The following is a 26,207-nucleotide window of genomic DNA, read 5'->3' as shown; positions in this document are numbered from 1 at the left end:
TGCGACCGGACGCATTGCCGCCGCCCGACCGCACCGCACGACCACACCGCCCGACCGCACCGCACGACCACACCGCCCGACCGCACCGCACGACCACACCGCCCGACCGCACCGCCCAATACAGTGGGAGGCGAACCGCGGAACCGCCCGTCGAACGGATCGCGAGACGGGCCGCAGAGCGAACCGCGGAATGAACCACCGAACGAGTCACGGAACGAATCACGGAATCAGGGAGGCGCCGATGAACACGACGGCATGGCGACGCGGTGAGTGCAAGATGCCCGGCGGCAAGCTGGTGGCGGTGAGCGTACGGCCGGGCGACGTCGCGCGCATCGATGGCGACTTCTTCGTCGAGGGCGACGCGGACGGGGCGCGGACGCTGCTCGACGCGCTGCAGCGGACAATCGGGCAGGTTTCGGCCGGCGACGCGAATGCCGATGTTTCCCGTGAAACGACGCCGCACGGCGACGATCGCGCCGGCATCGACCGTACCGCTCCTTCCGGTCGCGCCGACGCATGGATCGCCGCGATGGCCGCGCGCCTGCGCAAGGCGATGGATGCGCATCCCGCCACCACGCTGGCCGGCGCGGACGAGCGGACGATCGCCACGGCCGCGGCGCGCGCGCTGGGCATCGCGGATGCGCCGCGACCGACGCCGGCGCGACGTCCGACGCCGACCACACGCGACGACGCCCCGGACGCCCGTCGTTCCCTGCCCGACGTACGGCGCATCGCAGGACTTGCGGTGGTGCTGGACGATCCGCGCGAACCGGCGATGCAGCTGGCGCTCGACCAGGCCTGCGCCGAGGCGGTGGCGGCCGGCGCGATGCCGCCGCTGCTCCGGTTCTGGCGATGGGACCGCGCGGCGGTGGTGATCGGGCGCTTCCAGTCGCTCGGCAGCGAGGTGCACGTCGACCGCGCCGAGGCGGAGGGCGTCACGGTGGTGCGGCGCATCACGGGCGGCGGCGCCATGTTCGCCGAGCCTGACGCGGTCATCACGTACTCGCTCGTCGCGCCGCTGGACTTCGTGGAGGGCGTCGACGTGGAGGACTCGTATCGCGCATGCGACGGCTGGGTGCTCGACGCGCTGCGTTCGATGGGCGTCGAAGCGCGCTACCAGCCCATCAACGACATCGCCTCGGCGCACGGCAAGATCGGCGGCGCGGCGCAGCGACGATTCCCCGCGCCGCACGGTTCGCACGGCCCCGGCGCCGTGCTGCACCACACGATGATGTCGTACGACATGGATGCCGCCAAGATGCTGCGCATCCTCAACGTCTCGCGCGAGAAGATGAGCGACAAGGCCGTCCGGTCCGCCGCCAAGCGCGTCGATCCGCTGCGTTCGCAGACCGGTCTGGCGCGCGAGGACGTCATCGCCCGCATGATCGCCACGCTCGTCGGCGGCGGCGATGGTCACGGCAACGCCGCCGACGCATCGTCGCACGAGGTCGGCTCGTCGTTCCCCGTCGTGCGCACGGCCGCCGACGCGATCCCCGAATCGGTGCTGCGTCGGGCCCGCGAACTCGCCGCGGACCGCTTCTCCTCCCCCGCCTGGACCGCCGTCATCCCGTAGCTTCCGCATCCGCGACGGTCCATCCGTCTGGTTGACATCGTCCGATGTCCATCTGACGCACCGCCGCGCGTCTGCGGCCGCACCTTATATATGGGCTGCCTATGCGAACGACGGCGTGTATGTACTGTCGGCGTCGGCCGCCTTCTGCCGCCGCACCCGACCGGCCGCCCGTCTCAACCTGCATCTGCGTATACGCGCATACGCAACCGGACGCCGGAAGACCTCCGCGGCGGAAATCGTACGGGCCGATACAACAACGGACGCCAATCGTTCCCCAGCGGCGCAAACCGTACGAGACGATACACAAACGGACGCTCACCACCCCTCAGCGGCGCAAATCGTACGAACCCGTACAGAAACGGACACCTGCACGAGGCAGATGTCCGTTGTCGTATCACGTCGCCGGGTCGGCGCCGGTCAGATGCGCGCGAGGATGTCCTTGCCGACCTGTTCGGTGGAGCGCTGCGTGGAGCCGAGCTCCTCGATGTCCGCCTCCACGGCGGCGTCGATCTTCGCAGCGGCCTCGTCGAAGCCGAGGTGGCGCAGCAGCATCGCGGCGGACAGGATCGCGGCGGTCGGATTGGCGATGCCCTTGCCGGCGATGTCCGGCGCGGAACCGTGGATCGGCTCGAACATGGACGGGTACTCGTTGGACGCGTTGATGCAGCCGGACGCGGAGTAGCCCACGCCGCCCACCACGGCGCCGGCCTCGTCGGTGAGAATGTCGCCGAAGAGGTTGTCGGTGAGGATCACATCGAAGCGCGACGGATCGGACACGAGGTAGATGGTCGCGGCGTCGATGTGCGAGTAGTCGTGCGTAACCTCGGGATACTCCTTGCCGACGCGGTCGACGATGCGCTGCCACATGTCGCCGGCGTTGACGAGCACGTTCTTCTTGTGCACGAGCGTGATGTGCTTGCGGCGCTTCATGGCCAGCTGGAACGCGTAACGCACCACGCGCTCCACGCCGTACGCAGTGTTGATCGACACCTCGGTGGCGACCTCGGCGGGCGTATCGCGACGGACCGCGCCGCCGGCGCCGCAGTACAGGCCTTCGGTGCCTTCGCGCACGACGACGAAGTCGATGTCGCCCGGGTTGGCCAGCGGCGACGTGACGCCCTTGTACAGCTTGGACGGGCGCAGGTTGACGTACTGGTCCAGATCGAAGCGGAGCTTCAGCAGCAGGCCGCGCTCCAGGATGCCGGCCTTGATGCGCGGGTCGCCCACGGCGCCCAGCAGGATGGCGTCGGTGGCCTTGATGCGCTCCTCTTCCTCCTCGGGAAGGATCGCGCCGTCGCGCAGGTAGCGCTCGGCGCCGAGATCGAAGTGTTCGTACGTGAAGGCCGCTTCGCCTTCGGCGGCCTTCTCGAGCGCGGCCTGGGCCCAGGGAGTGACTTCCTTGCCGATGCCGTCGCCGGGGATGACCGCGATGGTGTATGTCTTGCTCATAGCACGCGAGACTACTCGCGCATCCATTGGTCGAACGGGACGCGCTCAGCCTGTGGACACGCGCATCCGTGGCGGGCTGCCGGCCGGAGACCCATCGGCCTGCGCGGCCCCGCACCGCATATCTGCCAATCCTTGGCATCGAAATTCAAGGAATCGGCAGATCTGCGTCGTACCAGCCCCGAATCGGCCGCTCAGCATGCATATCTGCAGATCCTTGCGATATTCGAGCCAAGGATAGGCAGATATGCACAGCACCACGCGGCAGCACAACGCGGCAGCGCGCCGCCGGGCGACGCTACTCGCGGATGCCCATCGCGGCCAGGCACCACGCGTTCTCGTAGGAGACCTCCTCCCACTGCTTGTAGCGCCCGGTGATGCCGCCGTGCCCGGCTTCCACCTCGATCTTCACGATCGCGTCCGCGCCCACCTCGGGCTCCTGCAGGCGCGCGATCCACTTGAGCGGCTCCACGTACAGCACGCGCGTGTCGTTCATCGACGTGGTGACGAAGATCTTCGGGAAGTGGTCGGTGCCGAACCGTTCGCGGCGCTCGGCGGCCGTGGGCACGTTCTCGTACGGCGTGTACGACTTCATGTAGTCGTACACCTGCGCTTCGTGCAACGGGTCGCCCCACTCGTCCCATTCGGTCACGGTCAGCGGCAGGTCCGGGTCGAGGATCGACGTCAGCGCGTCCACGAACGGCACGTCCGCCTCGATGCCCGCGTACAGGTCCGGCGCCATGTTGGCCACCGCGCCCATGAGCAGACCGCCCGCGGAGCCGCCGTTGGCCACGGTGCGGGTGCGATCGGCCCACCCCTGGTCCTGCAGCACGCGCGTGGCGTCCACGAAGTCCTCGAAGCTGTGGCGCTTCTTGAGCCTGCGCCCCTGCTCGTACCACGCGCGGCCCATCTCGCCGCCGCCGCGCACGTGCACCACCGCGTACAGCACGCCGCGGTCCATGAGGCTCAGGCGCGAGACCGCGAAGTGCGGGTCGGAGCTGATCTCGTACGCGCCGTAGCCGGTGATGAACGTCGGCGCCGGCCGCCCCTCGATCTGCGGATGGCAGACGGACGGCTTCCACACCAGCGAGACGGGGATCTTCTCGCCGTCGCGCGCGGTGATCCACAGCCGGTGCTCCACGTAGTCGTCGGCGCTGAAGTCGCCCAGGACCTGCGCGCGCTTGAGCAGCACGTCGGCGCCGGTGGCCGGATCGAGCTCGTGCAGCTCGCCGGGCAGCGTGTAGCTGCCGAACGAGTAGCGCAGGCGCGGCGCCTCGTACGACGGGTTGCCGCTCGCGCCGATCGAATACAGGCGCTCGGCCCACGGCTTGGCGGTGGATTCCGGCGCGGGATGCGGTCGCACCTCCTCGAAGCGCCAGGGACGGTCGGCCTTCCAGTCCTCCACGGCGCGGTCCTTGGTCATCACCGCCAGATGCGGCAGGCCGTCCGCGCGGTAGGAGAGCAGCACGAAGTGCCGGTGGATGGCGATGCCCTCGATGCCGAGGCCGCGCGCCCCGTCGAGAACCGTCGGATTGCCCGGATGATGCCACGGGCGTCCCACCGGCATGCCGGCGTACTGCCCGCCGGTCTCGCAGCCGTACGGCGAGCCGGACGCCACCACGGTGCCCTCGTCCAAGTCGTACGGCGGCTCGTGCCGGCGCATGTCGATCACGTTGATCTGGAAGTTCGGGTTGCTCACGTTGTGGTACACCACGGCCACCGGCACGTCCTCGCCGGCGTCGCCCGCGCCCTCGAACCGCGCGAAGCTCACGTCGTACTCCACGCCCTCGCGGCGCGGGATGAACGGCGTGAACGTGCCGGTGGGGTCGTCCACGGGCAGGGTGAGCACCTCGGTGGTGGTCTTGGACCCGGTGCCGATCACGATGTTGCGCTCGTCGAAGCTCAGCCCCACGCCGGCCCAGAACCGCTCGTCGTCCTCGCGCCACGCCTCCACGTCCTCGGACGCGGGCGTGCCCACGCGGTGGCGCCAGATCGCGTACGGGCGCCACGCGTCGTCCACCTTCACGTAGAACGCCCACCGGCCGTCCGGGGTGAGGCAGCCGCCCGCGGACACCTGCTCGATGGTCTCCGGCAGGTCCTCGCCGGTGCTCAGGTCCCGGATCCTGAGGTCGTAGCGCTCGTCTCCGGTGAAGTCCACGCCGTAGAGCATCCAGCGCCCGTCACGGCTCAGGTCGAGCCCGCCGAGGCGGAAGAAGTCGTGGCCTTCGGCCTCGCGGTTGGCGTCGAAGATCACCTGCTCGCCGGGCAGCGAGCCGGGCTCGGCCTTGGGGTCCACCTCGGGCGGCGTCCAGTCGTCCGGTCCGGCGATGGGGATGCGGCACTGCGCGGCGTACTGCTTGCCCTCCTGCGTGCGCGCGAAGTACCAGTAGTCGTTGATGCGCGTGGGCACGGACATGTCGGTCTGCTCCACGCGCGACTTGAGCTCCTCGAACAGCCGCGTGCGCAGTCCGGCGAGCGGCGCCATGCGCGCGTCGGTGAAGGCGTTCTGCTCGCGCACGTACGCCTGCGTGCGCGGATCGTCCTTGTTGCGCATCCACTCGTAGGGGTCGACGAACGTGTCGCCGTGGAAGACGCGCTCGTGCGGCTCCACCGCGGCGCTGGGGTACGAAGGCATATCGGTCATAGTGCCCTCATGCTACACCGGCGCCCTATGCGTTCGCCCTATGCGTTGTGCCGCAGATACGGCAGCATCGTCTTCATGAGGTTCGATCCGGTGGTGCCGGTGAACACGGGCACGTCGGTGACGGGGATCGGCTGCGTGGCGGTGACGCCGGCGAACTGCGGAACCATCGGCGATTCCTTGGGCGTGAGCTGGCGGATGCCGATGCAGATCACGCGCCCCGGGTAGCGCTTGGCGATGGTGGCGTACGTGGTGGGGTCCTTCTGGCCGTCGTCGCCGATGAGAATGAAGCGCATGTGCGGGAAGTCCGCCATGAGCTGTTCGGCGAACTCGAGCTTGTGCTGCACGCCGGAGGGGATGAACGTCTTGGGGCGGGGGTCCAGGTCGCGCAGCAGCAGCGGACCCTCCGGGTAGCCCTGGTACCGGATGAAGTGCCGGATGGAGGTCTCCACGTTCCACGGCGAGGTGGACAGGTAGAAGAACGGCGCGTCCGGGAAGATGTCCGCGATCTTGGCGAACAGCACGTTCATGCCCGGCACCACGGCGCGCTTGCGCGGGTTGAGGAACAGCAGGTTGTACGCGGCCTTCCACAGCGTGGGGGCCTGCGTGACCATGATCGTATCGTCCACGTCGGAGATGATGCCCACCTGCGCGGTGGACGGGATGGTGAACAGCGGGGCGGTCACGTCGTGCCGGCGTTCCACGCTGTACGCCACCTGATGCTTGCCGGGGGCCAGATGGTGGTCCGCCACCAGATCGAGGTAGCCGGCGTCGTCGGACACGGCGAAGCGGCTGGGCTGCGAGCGCGCGGGGTCCACGCGGTCGTACACCTCGGAGGCGCCCAGCTGCACGGTCTCCAGCGGGCGCTCGTCCACGCGGATGCGCACCTGCGTGTGCGGCGCGGGCACGGTGAGCATGCCGCGGATGCCGCGCATCAGGGTGCCGGCCTCGCCCTTCTCCGGGGCGCGCACGGTGCGGCAGATCAGGCGCGAGTAGTCCTCGGTGCCGTAGCCCACGTAGGGTTCCACGCGCGGGTACCACCCCAGCTGGGTGGTGAACAGGGAGGAGAGCATGGTCCACAGGCCGAACCCGCGGGTGATGAGCCGCCGCCCGGCGCGCACCATGATGGGCTGGTTCTCGATGCGCTCGCGCCACGACGCGGCGTCCACGATGGTGGTGGTGCGCCGCGCGCGGATGGGACGCTGCTCGTGGCGTTCGTGACGTTCGCCGCGCATGTGCTTCGGATCGCTCATGTCGTGCCTATTCGTCTGCCGGACCGCCTATCGGATGAGCTTGGCGTAGCCCTCGGCGTCGAGCAGTTCGGGCTCGTCGTCGTCCAGTTCGATCTTCACCAGCCAGCCTTCGCCGTACGGGTCGTTGTTGACCACGCTCGGATCGTCGGCGGCGCCCTGGTTGACGTAGCGGATGGTGCCGGCCACCGGCGCGATCACCGGCTCCACGGCCTTGGCGGATTCCAGCTCGAGCATCTCGTCGCCGGCCTGCACCTGCGTGCCGGGCTCGGGCAGATCGATGAACACCAGATCGCCCAGCTGGCTCACGGCGTAGTCGGTCACGCCCACGACCGACGGCTCGGCCGACTGGTCCACCCACACGTGGTCCTCGGAGTACGACAGGTGGTCGGGGATGTCGAGGTTCAGCGGCTTGTTGTCTTCATCGCTCATACCGACACCATAACACGGCGTGATGATTGCGTGAAGACGCCGCCATCCGGCCGCGCCTCCCGCGACCCGCCGCGCTCAGCTGCGCACGGGGGTGCCGTAGGCGTTCGGATCGGCCGGGTTCACGGACGCCGGCGTGCTGCCGACCACCTCGACCATCGCGCCCACGGGCATGTTGTCGTACACCCACTTGGCGTCGGCCAGGTTCATGTTGATGCAGCCGTGCGAGCGCGGCTGGCCGGACGCGATGCCGTCCGGGTTCCACTTGGCCGCGTGGAACGCCTCGCCGCCGTTGTAGAACGTGGCGTACGGGACGTTGGGGCTCACGTAGTCGGCGCCGCGCATGGTCTTGGACTCGTACTTGACGTACACGAAGAACGTGCCGTTGTCGGACGGGGTGGACGGCTTGCCGGAGGAGATGTTGAACGTGGCCACGAGCGTGGAGCCGCGGTAGCCGTAGGCCTTCTGCTCGCTGAGGTTGACCACCATGTGCGGGTCGCCGTTGGGGCTGGTGTAGTCCACCACGCGCGTCTCGGTCTCGTACTTGGTGACCTCGGTCTTGGCGGTGGCGGTGACGTCGGCGCCGTTGTGCAGCGCGTCGATCACCTGCGCGGCGGCGTCGGCGGTGTCGGTCACGTTCACGCCGTCCACGCCCTGCACGGTGTTCATGAGCACCTTGCCGTTCTTGTCGGTCACCACGGAGGCCTTGACCATGTCCTGCTTGAGGGCGTCCGGCAGCTGGGAGGCGAGGTACGTCCTGACGGCCTGATCGTCGTACTTCACGGCGATGGTGCCGGCCTCGGGGTCGGCGTCGAAGGAGATCCACTTGGCGATCTCCTCGGCCGGGACCGTGAAGCTCTGCTTGGCGCCGTTGTTCACCACGAGCTTGGAGGCAAGGCGCTTGTTGCCCTCCGCGGCGGCCTGCTGCGCGGTCTCGCCGGTGATGGGCATGGCCACGGACTCGTAGTCCACGCTGGCGTTCACCGTGGTGCCGGGCGCGGCGGCGAGGGAGGCGATGGCCTGCTCCACCGGCTTGGGATCCGGGGTCTGGCCCTCCTTGCCGGTGGTGGCCACGTACTGCTTGCTCGCCTCGTCGTAGGCCACGGAGGAGGCGACGGCCTGCTGGTCGGAGTGCACGAGCTCGCCGGTGAGGTAGGTGGCGAGCGTGGACTTGTCGGTGGAGAGCGTGAGCGTCACGTCCTGCGCGCTCCACGGGTTGATGCGGGCGATCGTGCCGGCGAACCCGTCCGCGGGCTTGGCCGCGAGCAGCTCGTTCACCGTGGCGTCCACGTCGGCGGTGACGCCGAGGTCCTTGAGCGACGCGGTCACGGAGGCGCCGGACGTGGTGGTGACGGCCACCTTGGAATCGGCCACCTTGGACTCCACCACGGCGCGGACCTGGTCCGCGGTGCTGCCGGTCAGGCTCTGGCCGGCGAAGGTGACGCCGGGGGCGACGCGGTCGGTGAAGTAGGCGCGGGCGCCGAAGAAGCCGCCGACCATCGCCACCAGCAGGGCCGCGAACACGCACAGCGTGACGATGAGACCCACGTGGCGCCTGCCGCCGGGCCGGGCGGCGAGCGCGGCGGCGCCGTCGCCGGAGCCGCTGCCTCCGCGGCCTCGGACTCGGCCGGCGCGCGTGCCGGCGGGCATGGAGAGCTCCTCGAAGTCGGACATGACGGCAGTCCTGACGGCGGGGATGTGCTCGGTGGTGGGGGCCGGGGCGGACGCGGACGGCATGACCGGCTGCGCCGCGGTCTGCGCGAAGACCGGCTCGGCCTGCGGCAGCGGCGCGGCGGCAGCGGCGGGCGCGGGAGGCTCGGGCGCGGCGGCGGGTTCGGCGAACGTCGCATCGATCGGCTGCATGGTCACCGTGGGCATCTCCGGCATCTGCGGCACGAACGGCACCGTCGGGGCCTCGTCGCCCTCGGCAATGCGATCCGCCGACTGGAAATCGAACCGCTGCGGAGTGTCGCCCACGGGCGGCATCGGCATGGTCTCCTGCGGATCGAACGGCTTCGTCTCTTCACTCATGGCTGGTCCTTAACAATCACTAAGGTCACACTGCCGTTCACTATACGCGACGAGAGTGACCCTCGGATTTCGCCGGAGGCGTGATCGGCGTCCCGATGAGACGAAGATCACACACGGATTCCTCGTCCCCCGGGACGTGAACGCTCACAGCTCGCGCCCGAGCCATTCCTCGATCATGTAGCGGGCGATCGTGGCCTTGCCGGGCGGGTCCATGCGTCCGGCGATCACCGCCTGCGTGTACTCGTCGCGCGTCATCCACACCGCGTCGGTGGTCTCCTTGCCGTCCACGTGGATGTCCGCGTCCAGCGCACGGCCCTTGAACGCCATCATCAGCGAGGCGGGGAACGGCCACGGCTGCGAGCCCAGATACCGCAGCTCGCCCACGCTCACGCCGGTCTCCTCCTTCGCCTCGCGGCGCGCCGCGTGCTCCAGGTTCTCGCCGGCCTCCACGAACCCAGCGGACACCGAATACAGGTTGCCGTGCCACGCGGCGTTGTGCTGCAGCATCAGACGGTCCTGCGCGTCCACCACGGCCGTGATGACCGCCGGCTCGATGCGCGGGAAGAGGATGCGTTCGCCGTCGTCCGCGTTGGTGCAGCGCTGCGCCCAGCCGCCCAGCGCCGGGGCGACGGGCGCGCCGCAGCACGGGCAGTGGCGCTGGCCGCGATGCCACATGCTGATGCTGGCCGCGCTGGTGGCCAGTCCGGCCTCGCGCGCGGAGGCGTGCGGCGCGAAGCCGCGCAGGTCCACCCAGTCGAAGCGGTCGTGCGCCTGCTCGATGATCGACGGCGACCGCCCGGAGTCGGACGCGCCGGGACGGTCGGCGTCGGCGTCGAACGCGTCGTCCGCGCCCACGTTCGCCGCGTGCGGGATGGCGGTCGCATCGTCGGCACGGACGGGCCGCGAGGCGCGCGTCACGTCCACGGCCACGATGTGCTCGAGCCGCTCCCCGGAGCCGTAGGCGCCCAGGAAGACCGCGAACGCGCCGGGATGCGCGGCCAGATCGGCCGCCACGTACGCGCCCGGCACCGTGGCCAGACGCATCCGCGCCGCCGACTGGTTCACCTTCATGCTCTCGCCTCGCGGCACCGCGAGTCGGCCGGCGTCCACGAACATCACGCGCGTGGACGGCTCGGCGAGCGTCGCGTCGATGAGCCACTCCTCGCCGCGGCGGGACACCTGATAGTCGATGTCGCCCTGCGCGAGCGGCAGGAACGGCAGCACCTGCGTGAGGGCCAGCGAGGAAAAGGAAGCCGCGGGAGTCGTCCGCTGCGTCTGTGTCGTTTGCACCGTCTGCTGCGTCGTCACGCGCGATCCTCCTTCGCGGCGTCGTCCTTCGCGGCGTCCTCGGCGTCGCCGTCCTCGCGCATCGCGTCGAGCGTGCGCACGCGCGCCATGAGCGCCACGAGCGGACGCGCCAGCTCGTCGGGGTGCTCCATCGCGGAGAAGTGCCCGCAGTCCTCGATCACCGTGAACGCCGGCGTGGTGCCGGTCATGCGCTCGGCAATCGGCCCCATCACCGCCGGCGGGCTGGACGGGTCCTTGTCGCCGCACACCACGGCCGCGGGCACGGTGATGAGCTGCAGTTGGTCGTTGAGGTCCGGGCGTCCGGCGGCCATGCGCTCGCGCCACGCCACGCCCCTGGGGTCCTGCGCCTCGATGAGCGCGGTCATGCGCGCGATGAACTCGTGCGAGCGCTTGACCGTGGAGTCGCGCAGCGGGTTGGCCGCCGCGAAGTGCATGATCGGCTCGCGCGTGCCGGTGGCCTCCATGGTCTCGGCGATGGACAGGCGGCTGGCGTGCGCCTCCGGGCCGTCCGCGTCCGCCTTGGTGTCGCACAGGGCGATGCCGGCCACCGCGTCCGGGTGCCTGCGGTGGATGTCCAGCACCAGATAGCCGCCCATCGAGAGCCCCGCCCACACGGCGCGGCGGTAGCCGGCCTCGCGCAGCAGCGCCACGTAGGCGTCGGCCATGCGGTCCAGCGCCTGCGGGTACGCGCCGTCGTCGGCCATCGGGCCGCTCGCCGCGGCGTCCGGGACGGGCCCCTCGCCGGCCCCGGGCATGTCCGGCGCCCAGATCGTCAGCGTGCCCAGTCCCTCGCGTTCGGCCTGCTCGGCGATCCTGGCCGCGCACTCGTCCCACATATGGTGGTCCACCGGGAAGGCGTGCACCAGCACGAGCGGCACGTCCTGCGCGCCGCCCACGCCGTGCCTCGGCGCCCGGCTGTAGACATGGTTCACTATGCGCATCGCATCCATCGCGTCCTCCACACGATCACGCCCTTCGCGGGCAACGGGTTCGGGTCCGATCCGGCATCCGCCGGGCCGCACGCCGGCTCACACGCCGGCCCACGCCAGCGCCTGACGCACCAGACGGCCGTGACCGTTGGGCATCTGTGCCACGAACTGGTCGAGCACCTCGCTGTGGGGATCCACCCACTCCACGTCCAGCGTCTCGTCCTGCGGCTTGCAGTCGCCGGCGATCGCCACCACGTAGCACAGCGCGATGGCGTGCTGGCGCGGATCGTAGAACTCGCTCACGCCGGGCGTGGGGAAGAACTCGGCCACGGTGAACGGCTGCAGGCTGCTGGGCAGCACCGGCAGCGCGATGTCGCCCAGATCCTTGGCGATGTTGCGGGCGATGGCCTCGCGCAGCGACTCGTGGAACAGCACGCGGCCGGTGATCAGCGTGCGCTCGATGTCCCCGTCGTCGCCTACGCGCAGCAGCGAGCCGACGCGGTTGACGCGCCCCAGGTCGTCCACGCGCACCGGCACGATCTCCACGTACGCGATGGGCAGCTGGCGGCGGGCGCGGTCGATGTCCGCCGGGCCCAACCACCCGGGCGGATTGTGATGGCCGCTGCCGCGCACGAAGTCCTCGGGCGTGATGTTGTCGAACTCTCCGCGCGGACGGTCGGCGTCGAAGTCGTCGGGATCCGGCACCTCATCATTCAAGACTGGCATGGCCCCCATTATCGGGCGAACGCATGACGAGCGCATGACGCGACACGGACGCGACGGGCCACGCGCACGCGGCGAACCCGCGACGCGCGGGGCGCTCCACCCACGGCGAACGCGGCGCCGAGGCGTCCATTGGTGCTGGAATGCTTGGATTCCAGCTGATGGAACAGCGACCGCGTTGATGAACGCCGAAAGGGAAAGGAACCGATTATGGCTACGCGTGCGATCACCTCCGCCGATTTCGAGAAGACCGTCACCGACAACGACATCGTGCTGGTGGACTTCTGGGCCACCTGGTGCGGCCCGTGCAAGGCGTTCGGACCGGTGTTCGAGGCCGCCAGCGAGGCGAACCCGGACATCGTCTTCGCCAAGGTGGACATCGACCAGAACCAAGATCTCGCCGCCGCCGCGGGCATCTCCGCGGTGCCCACGCTGATGATCGCCAAGAAGGGCCAGATCATCTTCAAGCAGGCCGGCGCGCTGCGTGCCGCCGATCTGGACGACCTCATCGCCCAGGCGCGCAAGCTCGACCTGAACGCCGCCAACGCCGAGTGACGTCACGCGGATTCCCCGTTGGACCCGCGACGGCCGCATCGTAGCGACCGCAACGGGTCCAACGTTTACCGCGATCCCATATCTAGTTTGCCCGGATCCCCTCGATTGGCATATCTAGCCTCCTCGGACTAGTATGTAGGAATTGTGTACGCCGACGGCACACGTTGCGCCTATGACAGGGCCGAAGCCGCCGAGGATCTGCAAACGAATCCAAGGAGTGATATGGCTCGCCATCACGCAGCCCACACCGCCGCGATCAAGCTCATCACGAAGCGCCAGTGGATGCGCCTGGGAGCGGGAGTGACGGTCATCGCTGCCGTGATCGGCATCGGCTTCGCCTCGCGCGGCTTCTACAGCCAGCCCACCGCCGTCGCCTCGTCGGACTCCACCGAGATCAGTGCCTACTCCGCCACCAACATGGAGGGCATCGAGGTCTCGCGCGACACGGTCCGCAAGGCCATCAGCGAAGGCCAGGGCGGCGCCACCGCCAACACCTCGTACGTCACGGTCAGCATCAACGGCGACAGCCGCATCGTGCTCGGCGAGAACTTCACCACCGTCAAGTCGGTCCTCGAGGCCGGCAACATCACGCTCGAGCCCACGGACACCGTCACCCCGGCGCTCGACCAGCCCGTGGACGAATCCACCACCATCACCATCACGCGCGCCGACGCCACCATCGAGACCTCCGACGAGGAGATCCCGTTCAACACCGTGGAGAAGCAGGACGACACGCTCGCCGAGGGCACCACCAAGGTGGAGACCGAGGGCGTCAACGGCGTGGTCGAGTCCACCAACCTCGTCACGCGCAACGGCAGCACGGTCGTCTCCACCTCCACCATCGCCAAGTACGTCAAGACCGCCCCGGTGGACAAGGTGGTGCTCGTGGGCACCAAGAAGGCCGCCGCGAAGTCCACCGGCTCCTCGAGCTCCAACTCCGGCTCGTCCTCGTCCGCGTCGATCGGCACCACTGCCCCCGTGGGCGAGATGCAGCAGTGGGCGCACGACTACCTGCTGTCCAACGGCTACAGCGAGTCCGACTTCACCGCCACCGTGTTCATCATCAGCCACGAGTCCGGCTGGCAGGTCAACTCCTCCAACCCGTCGTCCGGCGCGTACGGTCTGCCGCAGGCGCTGCCCGGCAGCAAGATGGCCGCGTTCGGCGACGACTGGCGCACCAACTACCAGACGCAGCTCAAGTGGTTCTTCAACTACTGCAACTCGCGCTACGGCTCCATCCAGGGCGCATACTCGTTCTGGCTCTCGCACAAGTGGTACTGATCCGCTGATCCGTCCCGCGGCTCACGCGCGACGCCGAATGGCTCCCTTCCCCGCCGAACCCCGGCACGGGAAGGGAGCCGTTCTCGTTGCGGGCGGCGCACGTCACGCGTCAGCCTCACGCGTCACGCGATGGACGCACGGCGATGCTAGGCTGGAGCCGTTCGGACCGGATCGCAGCCGCATCACCGGACGCACGGCACCCGACGCACCACCTCCGCGATCACGTCGTCACGCACGACGTGTCGCACGGCGTTCTGCGCACCGCCGCGCCGCGCCGCGTTCCGAGTCCGCTTCCGCCGCATCCGCGGCAGGAGAGAGAAATCCAAGGAGAGTTCCAAGCATGGAGAAATTCTTCCACCTCAAGGAGAACGGCACCACCGTCTCCACCGAGATCACCGCGGGTCTGACGACCTTCTTCGCGATGAGCTACATCATCATCGTCAACCCGAGCATCCTGAGCCAGACCGGCATGCCGTGGGGCGGCGTGTTCCTGGCCACCATCATCGCGGCCATCATCGGCACGCTCGTCATGGGCCTGTTCGCCAACGTGCCGTACGCGCAGGCCGCGGGCATGGGCCTCAACGCGTTCTTCACGTACACCGTGTGCTTCGGTCTGAAGTTCACGTGGCAGGAGACGCTGTGCATGGTGTTCCTGTGCGGCCTGATCAACATCGTCATCACCGTCACCAAGATCCGCAAGATGATCATCGAGGCCATCCCGCCCATGCTGCAGAACGCCATCGGCGGCGGCATCGGCATCTTCGTGGCCTACGTGGGCATGCTCAACGTGGACCTCATCACCTTCACGCCGGACAAGGCCACCACCGAGGCCGTGGGTGCCACGCCGGGCCTGGCCACGCTCAACACGCCCACGCTGTGGCTGTTCCTCATCGGTCTGCTGCTCGCCATCGTGTTCACCGTGCTCAAGGTGAAGGGCGGCATGCTGCTGTCCATCGCCGTGACCGCCGTGATCGGCATCCCGATGGGCCTGACCTCCATGTCCGAATCCCTCTCCATCGGCGACACGTTCGCGCAGCTGCCGCAGACGTTCGGCGTGATCTTCACCGCCGACGGCTTCCCCGCGCTGTTCTCCGACCCGGCCAAGCTGCCGCTGGTGCTCGTGACGATCTTCGCGTTCTCCATGTCCGACACGTTCGACACGCTCGGCACGTTCATCGGCACCGGCCGCCGCACCGGCATCTTCTCCGACGAGGACATGCAGCACATGGAGGACGGCAAGGGCTTCTCCTCCAAGCTCGACCGCGCCCTGTTCGCCGACTCCATCGCCACCTCGATCGGCGCGATCTGCGGCACCTCGAACACCACCACCTACGTGGAGTCCTCCGCGGGCATCGCCGCGGGCGGCCGCACCGGACTGACCTCCGTGGTGGTGGCGATCTGCTTCGCGCTCTCCGCGTTCCTCTCCCCCATCATCTCCGCCATCCCGTCCGCCGCCACCGCCGGCGTGCTGGTGATCGTGGGCTGCATGATGGCCGCCTCGCTCAGGGAGATCGACTGGAGCGACATCACCGAGGCCATCCCGGCGTTCTTCGCGGCCGTGTTCATGGCGCTCGCGTACTCCATCAGCTACGGCATCGCCGGCGGCTTCATCACGTACTGCATCGTGAAGATCTGCAAGAAGGACGCCAAGAGCGTGCATCCGATCATCTGGATCGTCTCCGCGCTCTTCATCCTCAACTTCATCCTGCTGGCCGTGCTGTGATCCGCGATCCGCGCTGATCGTGCCGCAGCAGCGGGCAGATAGCCCAGATAACCCCAGATAGCCAGCCGGTAAGACCCCCGCAGGATTGCCCTGCGGGGGTCTTTCGCGTGCCGATGCCGCGTGCCGATGCCGCGTGCCGGTGCCGCGTGCCGATGTAGCGCCGTGACCGTATGCCGATGTCGTATGCCACACGCCGGTCGCAGTCGGCATCGCGGCATGCACCGGGACCTCGTCCCGCCGCCGCACCGCACGCCTCGTGCCCCGCGCATCCGATCCGCTCAATCCCGTACCTCCGCACCGCAAATTGAGCACATCCGATGCCGCCATTACACAAATTGAGCAGATCCGATACCTGGCGACCCGGTTTCATGTCCTACGGCATCGGATTCACTCAATCCGCTATCACCGCATCGCAGAATGAGCACATCCGATGCCGCCGTTACGCACAATGAGCAGATCCAATGTCTGACGGTCCGATTCCACGTCCCCCGGCATCGGATCCGCTCAATCCGACATCGCCACATCGCAGAATGAGCAGATCGGATGCGCGGCACAGCACGCAGCGCAACGCACCGTACAGCGCAGCGCCCCCACCGCACCTCGCAGCACACGCCCCACCGGCACCGCGCAACACACGCCCCACCGGCGACGGCGATACCTCTTCCGTCTGCGAAAGCGATGCCCCCTCCTCCGTCTGCGAAAGCGAAGCCCCCTCCTCCGTCATCCCAAGCGAAAGCGAAGCCCCCTCCTCCGTCATCCTGAGCGGAGGCGAAGCCGCAGTCGAAGGATCTCCCCACCACGCTCAAGGCGCTGCCCACCCCGCACATCCCGCATCAGGCTCCGGTGGACCTCGCCGACTGGGCGAACGTCACCGCGCGCCCGGAGGACAAGATCGTCATCGTCTCCGTCGCAGCACACGCCCCACCGCGCCCGAATACGGGAAGACCCCCGTGCGCCGTACGGCAAGCACGAGGGTCGACCCAAGAGGGAAAGATCCGTCCGCCGCGTCGTGCCGCGGACGCGGGCGCGCATCCACCCGAGGGCGCACGCGCATCCGCACCGCGACCGTCCGCCGCGGACGGAAAGGATCAGCCGAAGCGGCCGGAGATGTAGCGCTCGGCCTCGTCGTTCTGCGGGTTGTTGAACATGGTGTTCGTGTCCGCGAAGTACTCGAGGTGACCGGGCTGGCCCACGGCCTTCAGGTTGAAGAAGCCCGTGAAGTCGGCGATACGCGCGGCCTGCTGCATGTTGTGGGTCACGATCACGATCGTGTAGTCGCCCTTGAGCTCGTTGATCAGATCCTCCACGGCGAGCGTGGAGATCGGGTCCAGGGCGGAGCAGGGCTCGTCCATGAGCAGCACCTGCGGGTGCACGGCCACGGCGCGGGCGATGCACAGACGCTGCTGCTGGCCGCCGGAAAGACCGATGCCCGGGTTGTCCAGACGGTCCTTGACCTCCTGCCACAGGTTGGCGCCGCGCAGCGCCCACTCCACCAGATCGTCCTCGTCGGACTTGGAGATCTTGCGGTTGTTCAGGCGCACGCCGGCGAGCACGTTCTCGCGGATGGACATCGTGGGGAACGGGTTCGGGCGCTGGAAGACCATGCCCACCTGGCGACGGACGGAGACGGGGTCCACGTCCTTGCCGTACAGGTTGTTGCCCTCGAGCAGCACCTCGCCCTTGACGTGGGCGCCGGGGATGATCTCGTGCATGCGGTCGAGCGTGCGCAGCACGGTGGACTTGCCGCAGCCGGAGGGGCCGATGAACGCGGTGACCTTGTTGGGTTCGATGTGGAGGTTCACATCTTCCACGGCCAGAAAGTCGCCGTAGTAGATGTTCAGATGATTGACATCAATACGCTGTCCCATGTGAATTTCCTTTTGCTATTACGGACGACTCAGCGCTCGGTCTTCACGGCGAACATCTTCTCGATGAGTCGGCCGATGAGGTTGAGCACCAGGACGATGATGATCAGCACGAGGGCGGCGGCCCAGGCGCGCTCGGTCGGGATGTCCTCGACGCAGCCGGCGCCGGCGGCGGCCGGGCAGGTCACGGTCTGGTCGGAGAACTCCTTGAACACGTACACCGGCAGCGTGGCCATCGGCCCGTTGAACAGGTTCACGTTGGTGTTCAGGATGAAGCCGGCGGTCATGAGCAGAGGCGCGGTCTCACCGATGACTCGCGCGATGGCGAGGATGGCGCCGGAGACGATGCCCGGCAGGGCCGTGCGCAGCACGACCTTGGTGATCGTGCGCTGCTTGGTGACGCCCAGCGCGTAGGAGGCCTCGCGCAGATCGTTCGGGACGATCTTGAGCATCTCCTCGCTGGTCTTCACGACGGTCGGGATCATGAGCAGCGAGAGGGCCACGGAGCCCTCGAAGCCGTTGATGGTGCCCGGGCCGCCCAGAATGGTGAACAGCGAGTAGGCGAACAGGCCGGCCACGATGGACGGGATGCCGCTCATCACGTCGACCAGCAGGCTCACGGTGTGCGCCAGCCTGCCGCCGCGCGCGTACTCCACGAGGTACACGGAGCACATCAGGCCGATCGGGATGGAGATGATCATGGCGCCGCCGGTGATCTCCAGCGTGCCGATGATGGCGTGCAGCACGCCACCGTAGCCGCCGGACGGGGTCGGCTTGCCGCCGAACACGCCCTGCATGTTGTGCGACAGGAAATCGAAGTTGAGGCGCTTGATGCCGCCCGCGATGGTGGTCAACAGCACGGAGATCAGCGGGATCAGCGCGACGACGAAGGCCAGCGCGATGAGCACCGTCATGACCCTGTCCTTGCGCTGACGCGCCGCGTTATGGGAGCGGGTGGTCTCGAACTTGGAGAAGTCGATGTTCGGCGCGCCCTCGATCTGACTGGATGAATTCGTTGCGGCACTCATCAGGCGTTCGCTTTCTCTGTGATCTTACGGGCGAAGAAGTTCACCACGAAGGTAAGCAGGAACAGCACCAGACCGGCGCCGATCAGGATGGCGACGCTGGTGGTGTCCGTGGCCTCGTTGTAGTTGGCGGCGATCTGCGCTGCGATGGTCTGGTTCTGGTGCGCCTGCAGGAGTCGCACCGAGATCTCGTAGCCGCCGTCGAGGATCATCTTGACGGCCATCGTCTCGCCGAGTGCGCGGCCGAGGCCGAGCATTGCGGCGGAGATCACGCCGGACTTGCCGAACGGGATCACGGCCAGCTTGATCATCTCCCACTTGGTGGCGCCCAGCGCGAGCGCGGCCTCCTGCTGCAGACGCGGGGTCTGGATGAAGATGTCGCGGGACACGGAGGTGATGATCGGCAGGATCATGACGGCCAGCACGATGGCCACGGTGGCCACGGAACGCGCCGGGTTGGCGACCGGGCCGGAGAAGATGTACGTCCAGTAGAAGTACTTCGCGACCCAGTCCCACACGGGCTGGATGGCGGGGACCAGCACCAGGAAGCCCCAAAGACCGTAGATGACGGAGGGGATGGCGGCGAGCAGGTCGACCACGTAGCTCAGGCCGGTGGCCAGCTTCTTGGGCGCGTAGTGCGAGATGAACAGGGCGATGCCCAGTGCGATGAAGAACGCGATGATCAGGGCCAGCGCGGACACCAGCACGGTGCCGAAGATCAGGATGCCCACGAACACCCAGAAGTTCGACGTGGTGCTCTGGGAGTAGGCCTGGACTCGATCGCCCACGGCGGCCTGATCGCCGCCGAACAGCGGCCAGGCCTCGATGAGCAGGAAGATCAGCACGGCGGCGAGGGTGAACAGGATGAGGATGCCGCATCCGTAGGCGATCCCCTTGAACACCTTGTCCGCGTTCTTGCCGGAAGCCGCGTGGTCGATCTCTGCCGCGGCCGCGGCCTTGCTTTGCGGGGTACTCACAAGCTCTCCTTACGATCGTTCACACACCAGCAATGCTGTAGCCCCGCGCGAGGCGGGAGACTACAGCATTGAAGGCGGTGAATGAGCGTGAATTCAGCCGATCAGCGGCCGACTCACTTGATGGTTTCGATGGACTTGGTGACCTTCGCGCGCAGCGTGTCGGACATCGGGGCGGAGCCGACGTTCTCGGCGGCCAGCTGCTGGCCCTCGTCGCTCACCTCGTAGGTGAGCCAGGACTTGATGAACTTGCCGGTGTTGGCGTCGGCGTAGGCGGAGCAGACCACGTCGTAGGAGACGAGCACGACCGGGTAGGCGTTGGCCTCGGTGGTCTTGTGGTCGAGCTTGATCACGACGCGCGGGGACTTCGCGGTGTCGTCGATCGGGGAGGCGTCCACGACCTTGGCGGCGGCCTCGGCCGAGTACGGCACGTAGGCGTCGCCGACCTTCACGGCCACGGAGCCGAGCTTGCCGATCTTGGAGGCGTCGATGTAGCCGATGGTGCCGTCACCCATGGAGACGGTGTTGGACACGCCGGCCGTGCCCTCGGCGCCCTGGCCGACCTTGTTCGGCCACGCCTTGGCGGGCTTGTAGGACCAGTTCTCCTGGCCGCCGGCATCCTGCAGGTAGCTGGTGAAGTCCTGCGTAGTGCCGGAGTCCTCGGAGCGGTGAACCACGGTGATGGCCTTGTCCGGGAGAGTCAGATCCGGGTTCTGGGAGGTGATGGCCGGATCGTTCCACTTGGTGATCTTGCCGTCGAAGATCTTGGCGATGGTGGCGGCGTCCATCTGGATGTGCTTGCTGTTGTCCAGACCGGAGATGTTGTACACCACGGCGATGGCGGAGATGTAGACCGGCACCTCGAAGATGCTGGCGTCGGCGGCGCACTGCTTCGGCTTCTGGGAGGCCTCGTCGTCCTTCAGGGTGGCGTCGGAGCCGGCCCACGCGGTGGCGCCGGACAGGAACTTGGTCACGCCAGCGCCGGAACCGGTGCCGTTGTAGGAGATGTTCGCGTTCGGGTTCTGCTGCTTGTAGCCGTTGATCCAAGCCTTGATGGCCTGCTCCTGGGAGGTGGCGCCCTCACCGGTGAACGTGCCGGAGATCTGCTCGCCGGAGGCGGCGGAGCCGGAGCCGGAGTTGGAGGCGGCCGGGGCGTTGTCGCCGCACGCGGCCAGAGAAGCCATCGCCGCGATGGACGCGACGGCGGCGATCGAACGAATCACAATCTTGCGCATGTTCTTTCCCTCTATCGAATGGGGACGGTCACATGAACCGCCCTTCTCATGACACCATCAAGCCTAGGGTCGCGGGGAGGAGGGGGAACCCAAAATGAGTGAACGGAAGATGAACACTTCCTGATGTGTGGCGCACGCGCGAATCATGCGCCGAACACGTCCGCGCGCGGATGCGAAAAGCCTCGCGGAACCCACGTTTTCCGCGGGTTCCGCGAGGCTCGGCAGGCCGGATCGCACGACCGGTCCGCGCGTGCGGCGCGACCGGCTCAGTCGCCGCTGGGCTCGTCGATCTTGTAGCCCAGACCACGCACGGTGGTGAGGTAGCGCGGGTGCGCCGGATCCTCCTCGATCTTCGAGCGCACGCGCTTGACGTGCACGTCCAGCGTCTTGGTGTCGCCCACGTAGTCGGATCCCCAGATGCGGTCGATGAGCTGGTGGCGCGTCATCACGCGCCCCTTGTTCTGCATGAGGTATTCGAGCAGCTCGAACTCCTTGAGCGGGAAGAACACCACCTCGCCGCGCACGATCACCTGATGCTGCCCCACGAGCATCGAGATGTCGCCGCACTTGAGCGGCACGTCCTCGTCCGCGAACGACGAGTCGAGCGAACCGCCCTGATTGCGGCGCAGCACGGCGCGGATGCGCGCCAGCAGCTCGCGGAACGAGTACGGCTTGGTCACGTAGTCGTCGGCGCCGATCTCCAGCCCCACCACCTTGTCGATCTCCGCGCTCTTGGCGGTGAGCATGATGATGGGCACGCGGCTCTGCTCGCGGATGCGGCGGCATAGCGAATTGCCGTCGAGCCCCGGCAGCATGAGGTCCAGCAGCACCAGATCGATGCCGCCCTTGGTGAACAGCTCCAGACCTTCCTCCCCCGTGGCGGCCGCGGACACCTCGTAGCCTTCCCGATGCAGCTGATACACCAGCGGCTCTCGGTACGATTCCTCATCTTCGACGATCAAGATGCGAGTCATGCGTCCGACTCTCTCCTTCCGCTCCCCTCGGCGGGACGCTCTGGACTTACCGACTTACTCGTGCATCGCCGGGCGTTTCCACACCGCTCATGGCGCATACGCAACGCGCCCGGAACGTCCGACGTTCATGAATTCGCCACCCATCATACCCACCGCGGACACCCCCGCTTCACGTCCCGTTCCCCTTTCCGGGCACATTTTCCCGAACTACATAGCGTCGCGCTTCGCTACGTAATTTTCAGGCGGCGCCGCCCGATGCATCCGGCGTCGCGGGCGCATCCGGGGCCGCGGGCACGGCGGGAACCTTGGCGGCCCTGCCGTCGCCGGCATCCGCATCCACGCCGGCGGCGGCCATGGCGGCCTGCGCGGTGGGCAGCTCGATCGTGAAGGTCGAACCCTCCCCCTCGCGCGACCACACGGAGATCGTGCCGCCGCACTCCTGCACGCAGTGCTTGACGATCGCCAGCCCCAGCCCGGTGCCGCCCGTGGCCCGCGAGCGCGCCGGATCCACGCGGTAGAAGCGTTCGAAGATGCGGTCGAGCGAATCGGCGGGGATGCCGATGCCCTGATCCACCACGCGGATCGTCACGCGCCCGTCGTCCACGGTCACGCCCACGCCCACCTGTGTGCGCTCCGGCGAGTAGCGCACGGCGTTCTCCACGAGGTTCTTCACGGCGGTGCGCAGCGACTCCTCGTCCACGAACACGGTGGCGTCCCCGCGCTCGCCGCGCTCGCTCGCCTCCGCCGCGGTGGACGCGACGGACGCGCCGTTGAACGAGATGCCGATCGCGATGCGCTTGGCGGACGCCTGCACGGCGTTCTCCTGCACCGCCTCGCGCACCACCCTGAGCACGGAGACGTTGGCCGCGGCCAGGTTCATGCCCACGCTCTGCGCCTTCTGCAGGTCGATGAGGCGTTTGACCATCTCCGTGAGGCGCGCGGATTCCTTGGAGATGCGCCCGGAGAAGTAGCGGACCATGTCCGGATCGTCGGCGGCGTCCGCGATGGTCTCGGCGAGGAGGCTGATGGCGCCGGCCGGGGTCTTGAGCTCGTGCGAGACGTTGGTGACGAAGTCGCGGCGCATGGCCTCGAAGCGGCGCTGCTCGCTGACGTCCTCGATGAGCACGGCGTACAGGCGCTGCGTGATGCGCCCGGAGCGCACGCGCAGGTGCAGCGTGTCCGTGGGCGCCGCGTCGCCGGCCCTGATGCCGCGCCCGCTGGGGCGCGTACGGGGGCGCACGCCCGCGGGGTAGTTGACCGGCATCTCGATCTCGCGCTGCACGATCTCCCCCGCCGCCGCGGTCTCGCGCACGATGTCCTCCACCTCGCGCGACGAGAGCCAGCCGCCCTGCACCACGCCGAGCTGGCGCGCGCCTGGGGAATAGTAGTGGACCATGCCGCGCTCGTCGGCGATGACCACGGCGCTGGGCATCACGTCGATGAGCCCGTGCTCGGCCTCGCGCACCGGCACGTCGTCGCCGAACAGCGAACGGTCCTCCTCGTCGCCGCGCCGATCGCCGATTTCGCGCTCCTCCTCGAGCATGCGGCCCACGCGATAGCCCCATACCCACGCCACGACCAGTGCGAGCAGCGCGACCACCACGGCGGCCACGGTCTGCGCGGTGCTGAGATCTCCCATGATTGCTCCCGCCTGACTGCTTCCGGGTTCCCGATGGAACGTCCCGATACTGTGCTGTCTACCGTCGTGCGCGGACATCACGCGGACATCATGCGGACATCATGCGGACATCATGCGGACATCATGCGGACATCGCACAAGGCGTACGGCGACGACGAACGGCAACGAAGCGGATGTGGAAGTGCGATATCGACGCCGAATATGCGGCGACATTATCGCGTCGATATCACCAGTGACATCATCGGCACGTCGATCGGAACATCATCGATGTTCGTCTTTCGATCGAACGATGTTATGCTGGTGATGTTCATGACCGTCATCGTCGCGCATATATTCGCATATATCGTTCGACATATGATTCGCAAGGAGTGCATCATGGCAGCATCATTGCAGGGATTCACCGAGGTGAGCCTCACCGAGCCGGCGCTGAAGCCGAAGCTCACCGTCACCGATTCCGTGCTGCGGTTCAACAAGGACACCGCGAAGGCGCTGGGCTATCCGGCGTACGTGAAGGTGTTCATCAACGAGCGCAGCAGGCGCATCGCCATCCAGCCGTGCGCCAAGGACGAGCCGAACGCGGTGAAGTTCAGCAAGCCGGTGGAGAAGCAGCTGCTGTCCATCTCCGTCAAGACGCCGAAGGTGCTGGAGGCCGTGCTGCCGTTCTTCCCGCTGGAGCCCGCGCCGGAAGGCGAGACCAGCTACAAGGCCGTGCCCGGCACCGAGTTCCCCAAGGAGCAGGTGGTGATCTTCGACGTGGCCGACGCCGTGGCCGGCTCGATGAAGCACCGCGGCCCCAAGAAGAGCAAGTGAGCCGGCGGGATCAGGCGAACCGATAGGAACGAGCGGATCGGCAGGGGCTTTCAGCGAACGCTCCGCGACCACATCCCATGAAATTCCCAGCCGCCGCGCACGCCGCATGAAGCATCGCGCGGTTATATGGGGAACGTGGCCGCAGACCACACATAACTGAACCCCTTCTTCTCCGTTTCCTCTCTCGGGCCCGGCGCCGAACACGCCGGGCCTTCTTCATATGGCCTTGCAGGTATGCATGCCATGCGCGACGGCACCACGGCATGCATCATGCGCCGCATATGCGATCCATATATGCATCGCGATGAATATCGAACATCACGTTCGCACGGCATCATGCGCCATCGCCACCCTGCGCACATTCACCCGACGCTACAATCGCCGGTATGGACGTAATGAACGACGCGATGCGCAACGCGCAGGCGAATCGGACGAACCGCACGACATGGCTGAGCGAGGCCAGGGCGGACATCGCGGCGTGGGCGGAGATCATGCCGCGCGACGCGGACGGCGCCACGATCGACTGGGATTGGGTGGCCGGGCTCGATCCGGAGCACGGCATCGGGTGCGCCTCGGACGCCGATCTGGAGGCGGGCGCCGCATCGGACGTGCATGACCTGCTCAGACGTGACTATGCGGTGCGCGACCGTCTCGAGCCGATCATCGCGCAATGCTCCACGGCGTTCATGACCGACTTCGACCGCGTGCTGCCCTCGTACCGTCTGGCGCGCGCGATGGCGTACGCGAACCGCCGTCTCAACGACGAGATCCTGTGTCTGATCGACCGCGGCGTGGCCGAGGGCCGCTGGTCGGTCTCCGAGGAGCGGCGGGGGCGCGCCACCGTGCAGGTGCTGAGCGCGACCGACGGCGACGTGAACGGCGATGATGCCCTGGCGGACGTGCGGGACCGCACGGCGGACATCCTCGACGCACGCGCCGAACGCCGGCGCGAGCAGCGCGAGCAGCGCGAACGGCAGCGCGCGCAGCGGCGTTTCGGCGGCAGCGCCGGGGACGCACGCAACGTCCCGGACGCCGATTCGGACTGGCGCGACGCCTATCTGCCCGGCCGCGACGTGGACCGCGTGATGGGCATCGATATCGAGACCACCGGCATCGATCCGGCACGCGTGTACGTCATCGACGCCGGATTCGAATACATGAACATGATCTCCCCGCGCCCCGAGACGCCCGGCGACGCGTACCGGTACGAGGAGGACCGCTACGAGCAGGGCGACGCGTTCGGGCAGGCGAGACTCTCGTTCGGCGTGCCGGAGCGCGCGGCGCGGCGCGAGAACCGGCCGATCGCCGAGCTGACCGGCATCGACGTGCGCACGCGGGGACCGCAGTCCGGTCTGCGCGCGTTCGACGAGTGGCCGGCCGCGCAGGCCGGTCTGCTGCGGCGGCTCACGGAACAGCCGTACGTGGCGCACAACGCGACGTTCGAGCACGGCTTCTTCATGCTGAACGTGGCCGGATACGCGGAGGCGTGGCGCGATGGCCTCATCACCATCATCGACACGCTGCCCATGAGCCGCCGGTGGGATCCCGGCTCGATGCCGGACGACGACCACCCGCACGGCGACAACCGCCTCGACGCCTACGCCAAGCGTCAGGGCGCGCTGTCCCCGGATCAGGACGAGCGCCATCTGGGGCTCGAGGACGCGCACGTCATGCTCGTGGCCATGAAACATCATCTCGCCAAACTGCGCGCGCAGGGCCGCGGACCGTGGGGCCCGGACGGTCGCCCCGGCGTGGGCGGCAAGCACTGCAGGCGGCGGTAGCCGTCCGCATCACCG

The 26,207-nt window shown here is 67.9% G+C and carries 20 protein-coding genes; 6 read left to right on the top strand and 14 right to left on the bottom strand.

Annotated features, from left to right (window positions below; translation table 11 throughout):
• Positions 1–241 precede the first annotated feature (241 nt).
• Positions 242–1,573 carry a lipoate--protein ligase family protein gene (locus tag G1C96_RS05475; protein ID WP_240945119.1) on the top strand — a complete coding sequence of 444 codons (1,332 nt, stop codon included), beginning with the start codon at positions 242–244 and terminating at the stop codon, positions 1,571–1,573.
• Positions 1,574–1,990: 417 nt separating this feature from the next.
• Here the strand turns inward: G1C96_RS05475 and G1C96_RS05470 are convergent, their stop codons facing one another.
• From G1C96_RS05470 to G1C96_RS05435, 8 genes are all read right to left on the bottom strand, one after another.
• Positions 1,991–3,022: a 3-isopropylmalate dehydrogenase gene (locus tag G1C96_RS05470; protein ID WP_169275645.1), complete on the bottom strand. Its 1,032-nt coding sequence runs from the start codon at positions 3,020–3,022 to the stop codon at positions 1,991–1,993.
• Between the two features lie 295 nt (positions 3,023–3,317).
• The gene (locus G1C96_RS05465; RefSeq protein ID WP_169275644.1) at positions 3,318–5,663 is read right to left on the bottom strand and encodes a S9 family peptidase; all 2,346 of its coding nucleotides are present in this window, start codon (positions 5,661–5,663) and stop codon (positions 3,318–3,320) included.
• A 38-nt stretch (positions 5,664–5,701) separates the two neighbouring features.
• Positions 5,702–6,913, bottom strand: coding sequence for an App1 family protein (locus tag G1C96_RS05460; RefSeq protein ID WP_169275643.1), 1,212 nt, complete (start codon positions 6,911–6,913; stop codon positions 5,702–5,704).
• A 27-nt stretch (positions 6,914–6,940) separates the two neighbouring features.
• On the bottom strand, positions 6,941–7,342 hold the full coding sequence (gene gcvH / locus G1C96_RS05455) for a glycine cleavage system protein GcvH (RefSeq protein WP_169275642.1): 402 nt from the start codon (positions 7,340–7,342) through the stop codon (positions 6,941–6,943).
• Positions 7,343–7,417: 75 nt separating this feature from the next.
• Positions 7,418–9,370, bottom strand: a complete 1,953-nt coding sequence (locus G1C96_RS05450; protein WP_169275641.1) for a L,D-transpeptidase — start codon at positions 9,368–9,370, stop codon at positions 7,418–7,420.
• Between the two features lie 144 nt (positions 9,371–9,514).
• Complete coding sequence (gene nudC, locus G1C96_RS05445; RefSeq protein WP_335341925.1) at positions 9,515–10,678, bottom strand: NAD(+) diphosphatase; 1,164 nt, start codon at positions 10,676–10,678, stop codon at positions 9,515–9,517.
• Positions 10,675–11,619, bottom strand: a complete 945-nt coding sequence (locus G1C96_RS05440) for an alpha/beta fold hydrolase (protein ID WP_169275640.1) — start codon at positions 11,617–11,619, stop codon at positions 10,675–10,677. The genes nudC and G1C96_RS05440 overlap by 4 nt, the downstream gene beginning before the upstream one ends.
• Positions 11,620–11,706: 87 nt before the next feature.
• Positions 11,707–12,333 (bottom strand): NUDIX hydrolase family protein, encoded by a 627-nt coding sequence (locus tag G1C96_RS05435; RefSeq protein WP_169275639.1) that lies wholly within the window; start codon positions 12,331–12,333, stop codon positions 11,707–11,709.
• 207 nt (positions 12,334–12,540) lie between these two features.
• Between G1C96_RS05435 and trxA the strand changes: the two genes are divergently transcribed.
• The 3 genes from trxA to G1C96_RS05420 all read left to right on the top strand — a co-directional run bounded on the left by trxA (position 12,541) and on the right by G1C96_RS05420 (position 15,889).
• On the top strand, positions 12,541–12,885 hold the full coding sequence (gene trxA / locus G1C96_RS05430) for a thioredoxin (protein ID WP_169275638.1): 345 nt from the start codon (positions 12,541–12,543) through the stop codon (positions 12,883–12,885).
• 222 nt (positions 12,886–13,107) lie between these two features.
• Complete coding sequence (locus tag G1C96_RS05425; RefSeq protein WP_169275637.1) at positions 13,108–14,166, top strand: aggregation-promoting factor C-terminal-like domain-containing protein; 1,059 nt, start codon at positions 13,108–13,110, stop codon at positions 14,164–14,166.
• A gap of 340 nt (positions 14,167–14,506) precedes the next feature.
• A complete protein-coding gene (locus G1C96_RS05420) occupies positions 14,507–15,889 on the top strand; it encodes an NCS2 family permease (RefSeq protein WP_169275636.1) in 1,383 nt (460 codons plus the stop codon).
• A 1,088-nt stretch (positions 15,890–16,977) separates the two neighbouring features.
• Here the strand turns inward: G1C96_RS05420 and pstB are convergent.
• The 6 genes from pstB to G1C96_RS05390 all read right to left on the bottom strand — a co-directional run bounded on the left by pstB (position 16,978) and on the right by G1C96_RS05390 (position 23,601).
• Positions 16,978–17,757 carry a phosphate ABC transporter ATP-binding protein PstB gene (gene pstB / locus G1C96_RS05415; RefSeq protein WP_169275635.1) on the bottom strand — a complete coding sequence of 260 codons (780 nt, stop codon included), beginning with the start codon at positions 17,755–17,757 and terminating at the stop codon, positions 16,978–16,980.
• Between the two features lie 29 nt (positions 17,758–17,786).
• Entirely contained in the window at positions 17,787–18,782 is a 996-nt protein-coding gene (gene pstA, locus G1C96_RS05410) for a phosphate ABC transporter permease PstA (protein WP_169275634.1), read from the bottom strand.
• Positions 18,782–19,756: a phosphate ABC transporter permease subunit PstC gene (pstC, locus tag G1C96_RS05405; protein WP_335341924.1), complete on the bottom strand. Its 975-nt coding sequence runs from the start codon at positions 19,754–19,756 to the stop codon at positions 18,782–18,784. The genes pstA and pstC overlap by 1 nt, the downstream gene beginning before the upstream one ends.
• Before the next feature lie 113 nt (positions 19,757–19,869).
• Positions 19,870–20,988 (bottom strand): phosphate ABC transporter substrate-binding protein PstS, encoded by a 1,119-nt coding sequence (pstS, locus tag G1C96_RS05400; protein WP_169275633.1) that lies wholly within the window; start codon positions 20,986–20,988, stop codon positions 19,870–19,872.
• A gap of 266 nt (positions 20,989–21,254) precedes the next feature.
• Positions 21,255–21,962, bottom strand: coding sequence for a response regulator transcription factor (locus G1C96_RS05395; protein ID WP_169275632.1), 708 nt, complete (start codon positions 21,960–21,962; stop codon positions 21,255–21,257).
• A 238-nt stretch (positions 21,963–22,200) separates the two neighbouring features.
• On the bottom strand, positions 22,201–23,601 hold the full coding sequence (locus G1C96_RS05390; protein WP_240945118.1) for a sensor histidine kinase: 1,401 nt from the start codon (positions 23,599–23,601) through the stop codon (positions 22,201–22,203).
• A 375-nt stretch (positions 23,602–23,976) separates the two neighbouring features.
• On the opposite strand from G1C96_RS05390, the gene G1C96_RS05385 reads away from it, so the two are divergent.
• On the top strand, positions 23,977–24,411 hold the full coding sequence (locus tag G1C96_RS05385) for a hypothetical protein (RefSeq protein ID WP_169275631.1): 435 nt from the start codon (positions 23,977–23,979) through the stop codon (positions 24,409–24,411).
• A gap of 395 nt (positions 24,412–24,806) precedes the next feature.
• On the top strand, positions 24,807–26,192 hold the full coding sequence (locus tag G1C96_RS05380) for a 3'-5' exonuclease family protein (protein WP_417852172.1): 1,386 nt from the start codon (positions 24,807–24,809) through the stop codon (positions 26,190–26,192).
• Positions 26,193–26,207: the final 15 nt, after the last annotated feature.

Origin of the sequence: Bifidobacterium moraviense (genome assembly GCF_012932365.1) — a bacterium.
GTDB classification, from domain to species: Bacteria; Actinomycetota; Actinomycetes; order Actinomycetales; family Bifidobacteriaceae; genus Bifidobacterium; species Bifidobacterium moraviense.
The sequence above is the reverse complement of the archived record's forward strand: the minus strand, read 5'-3'. Positions and strand labels throughout refer to the sequence as shown.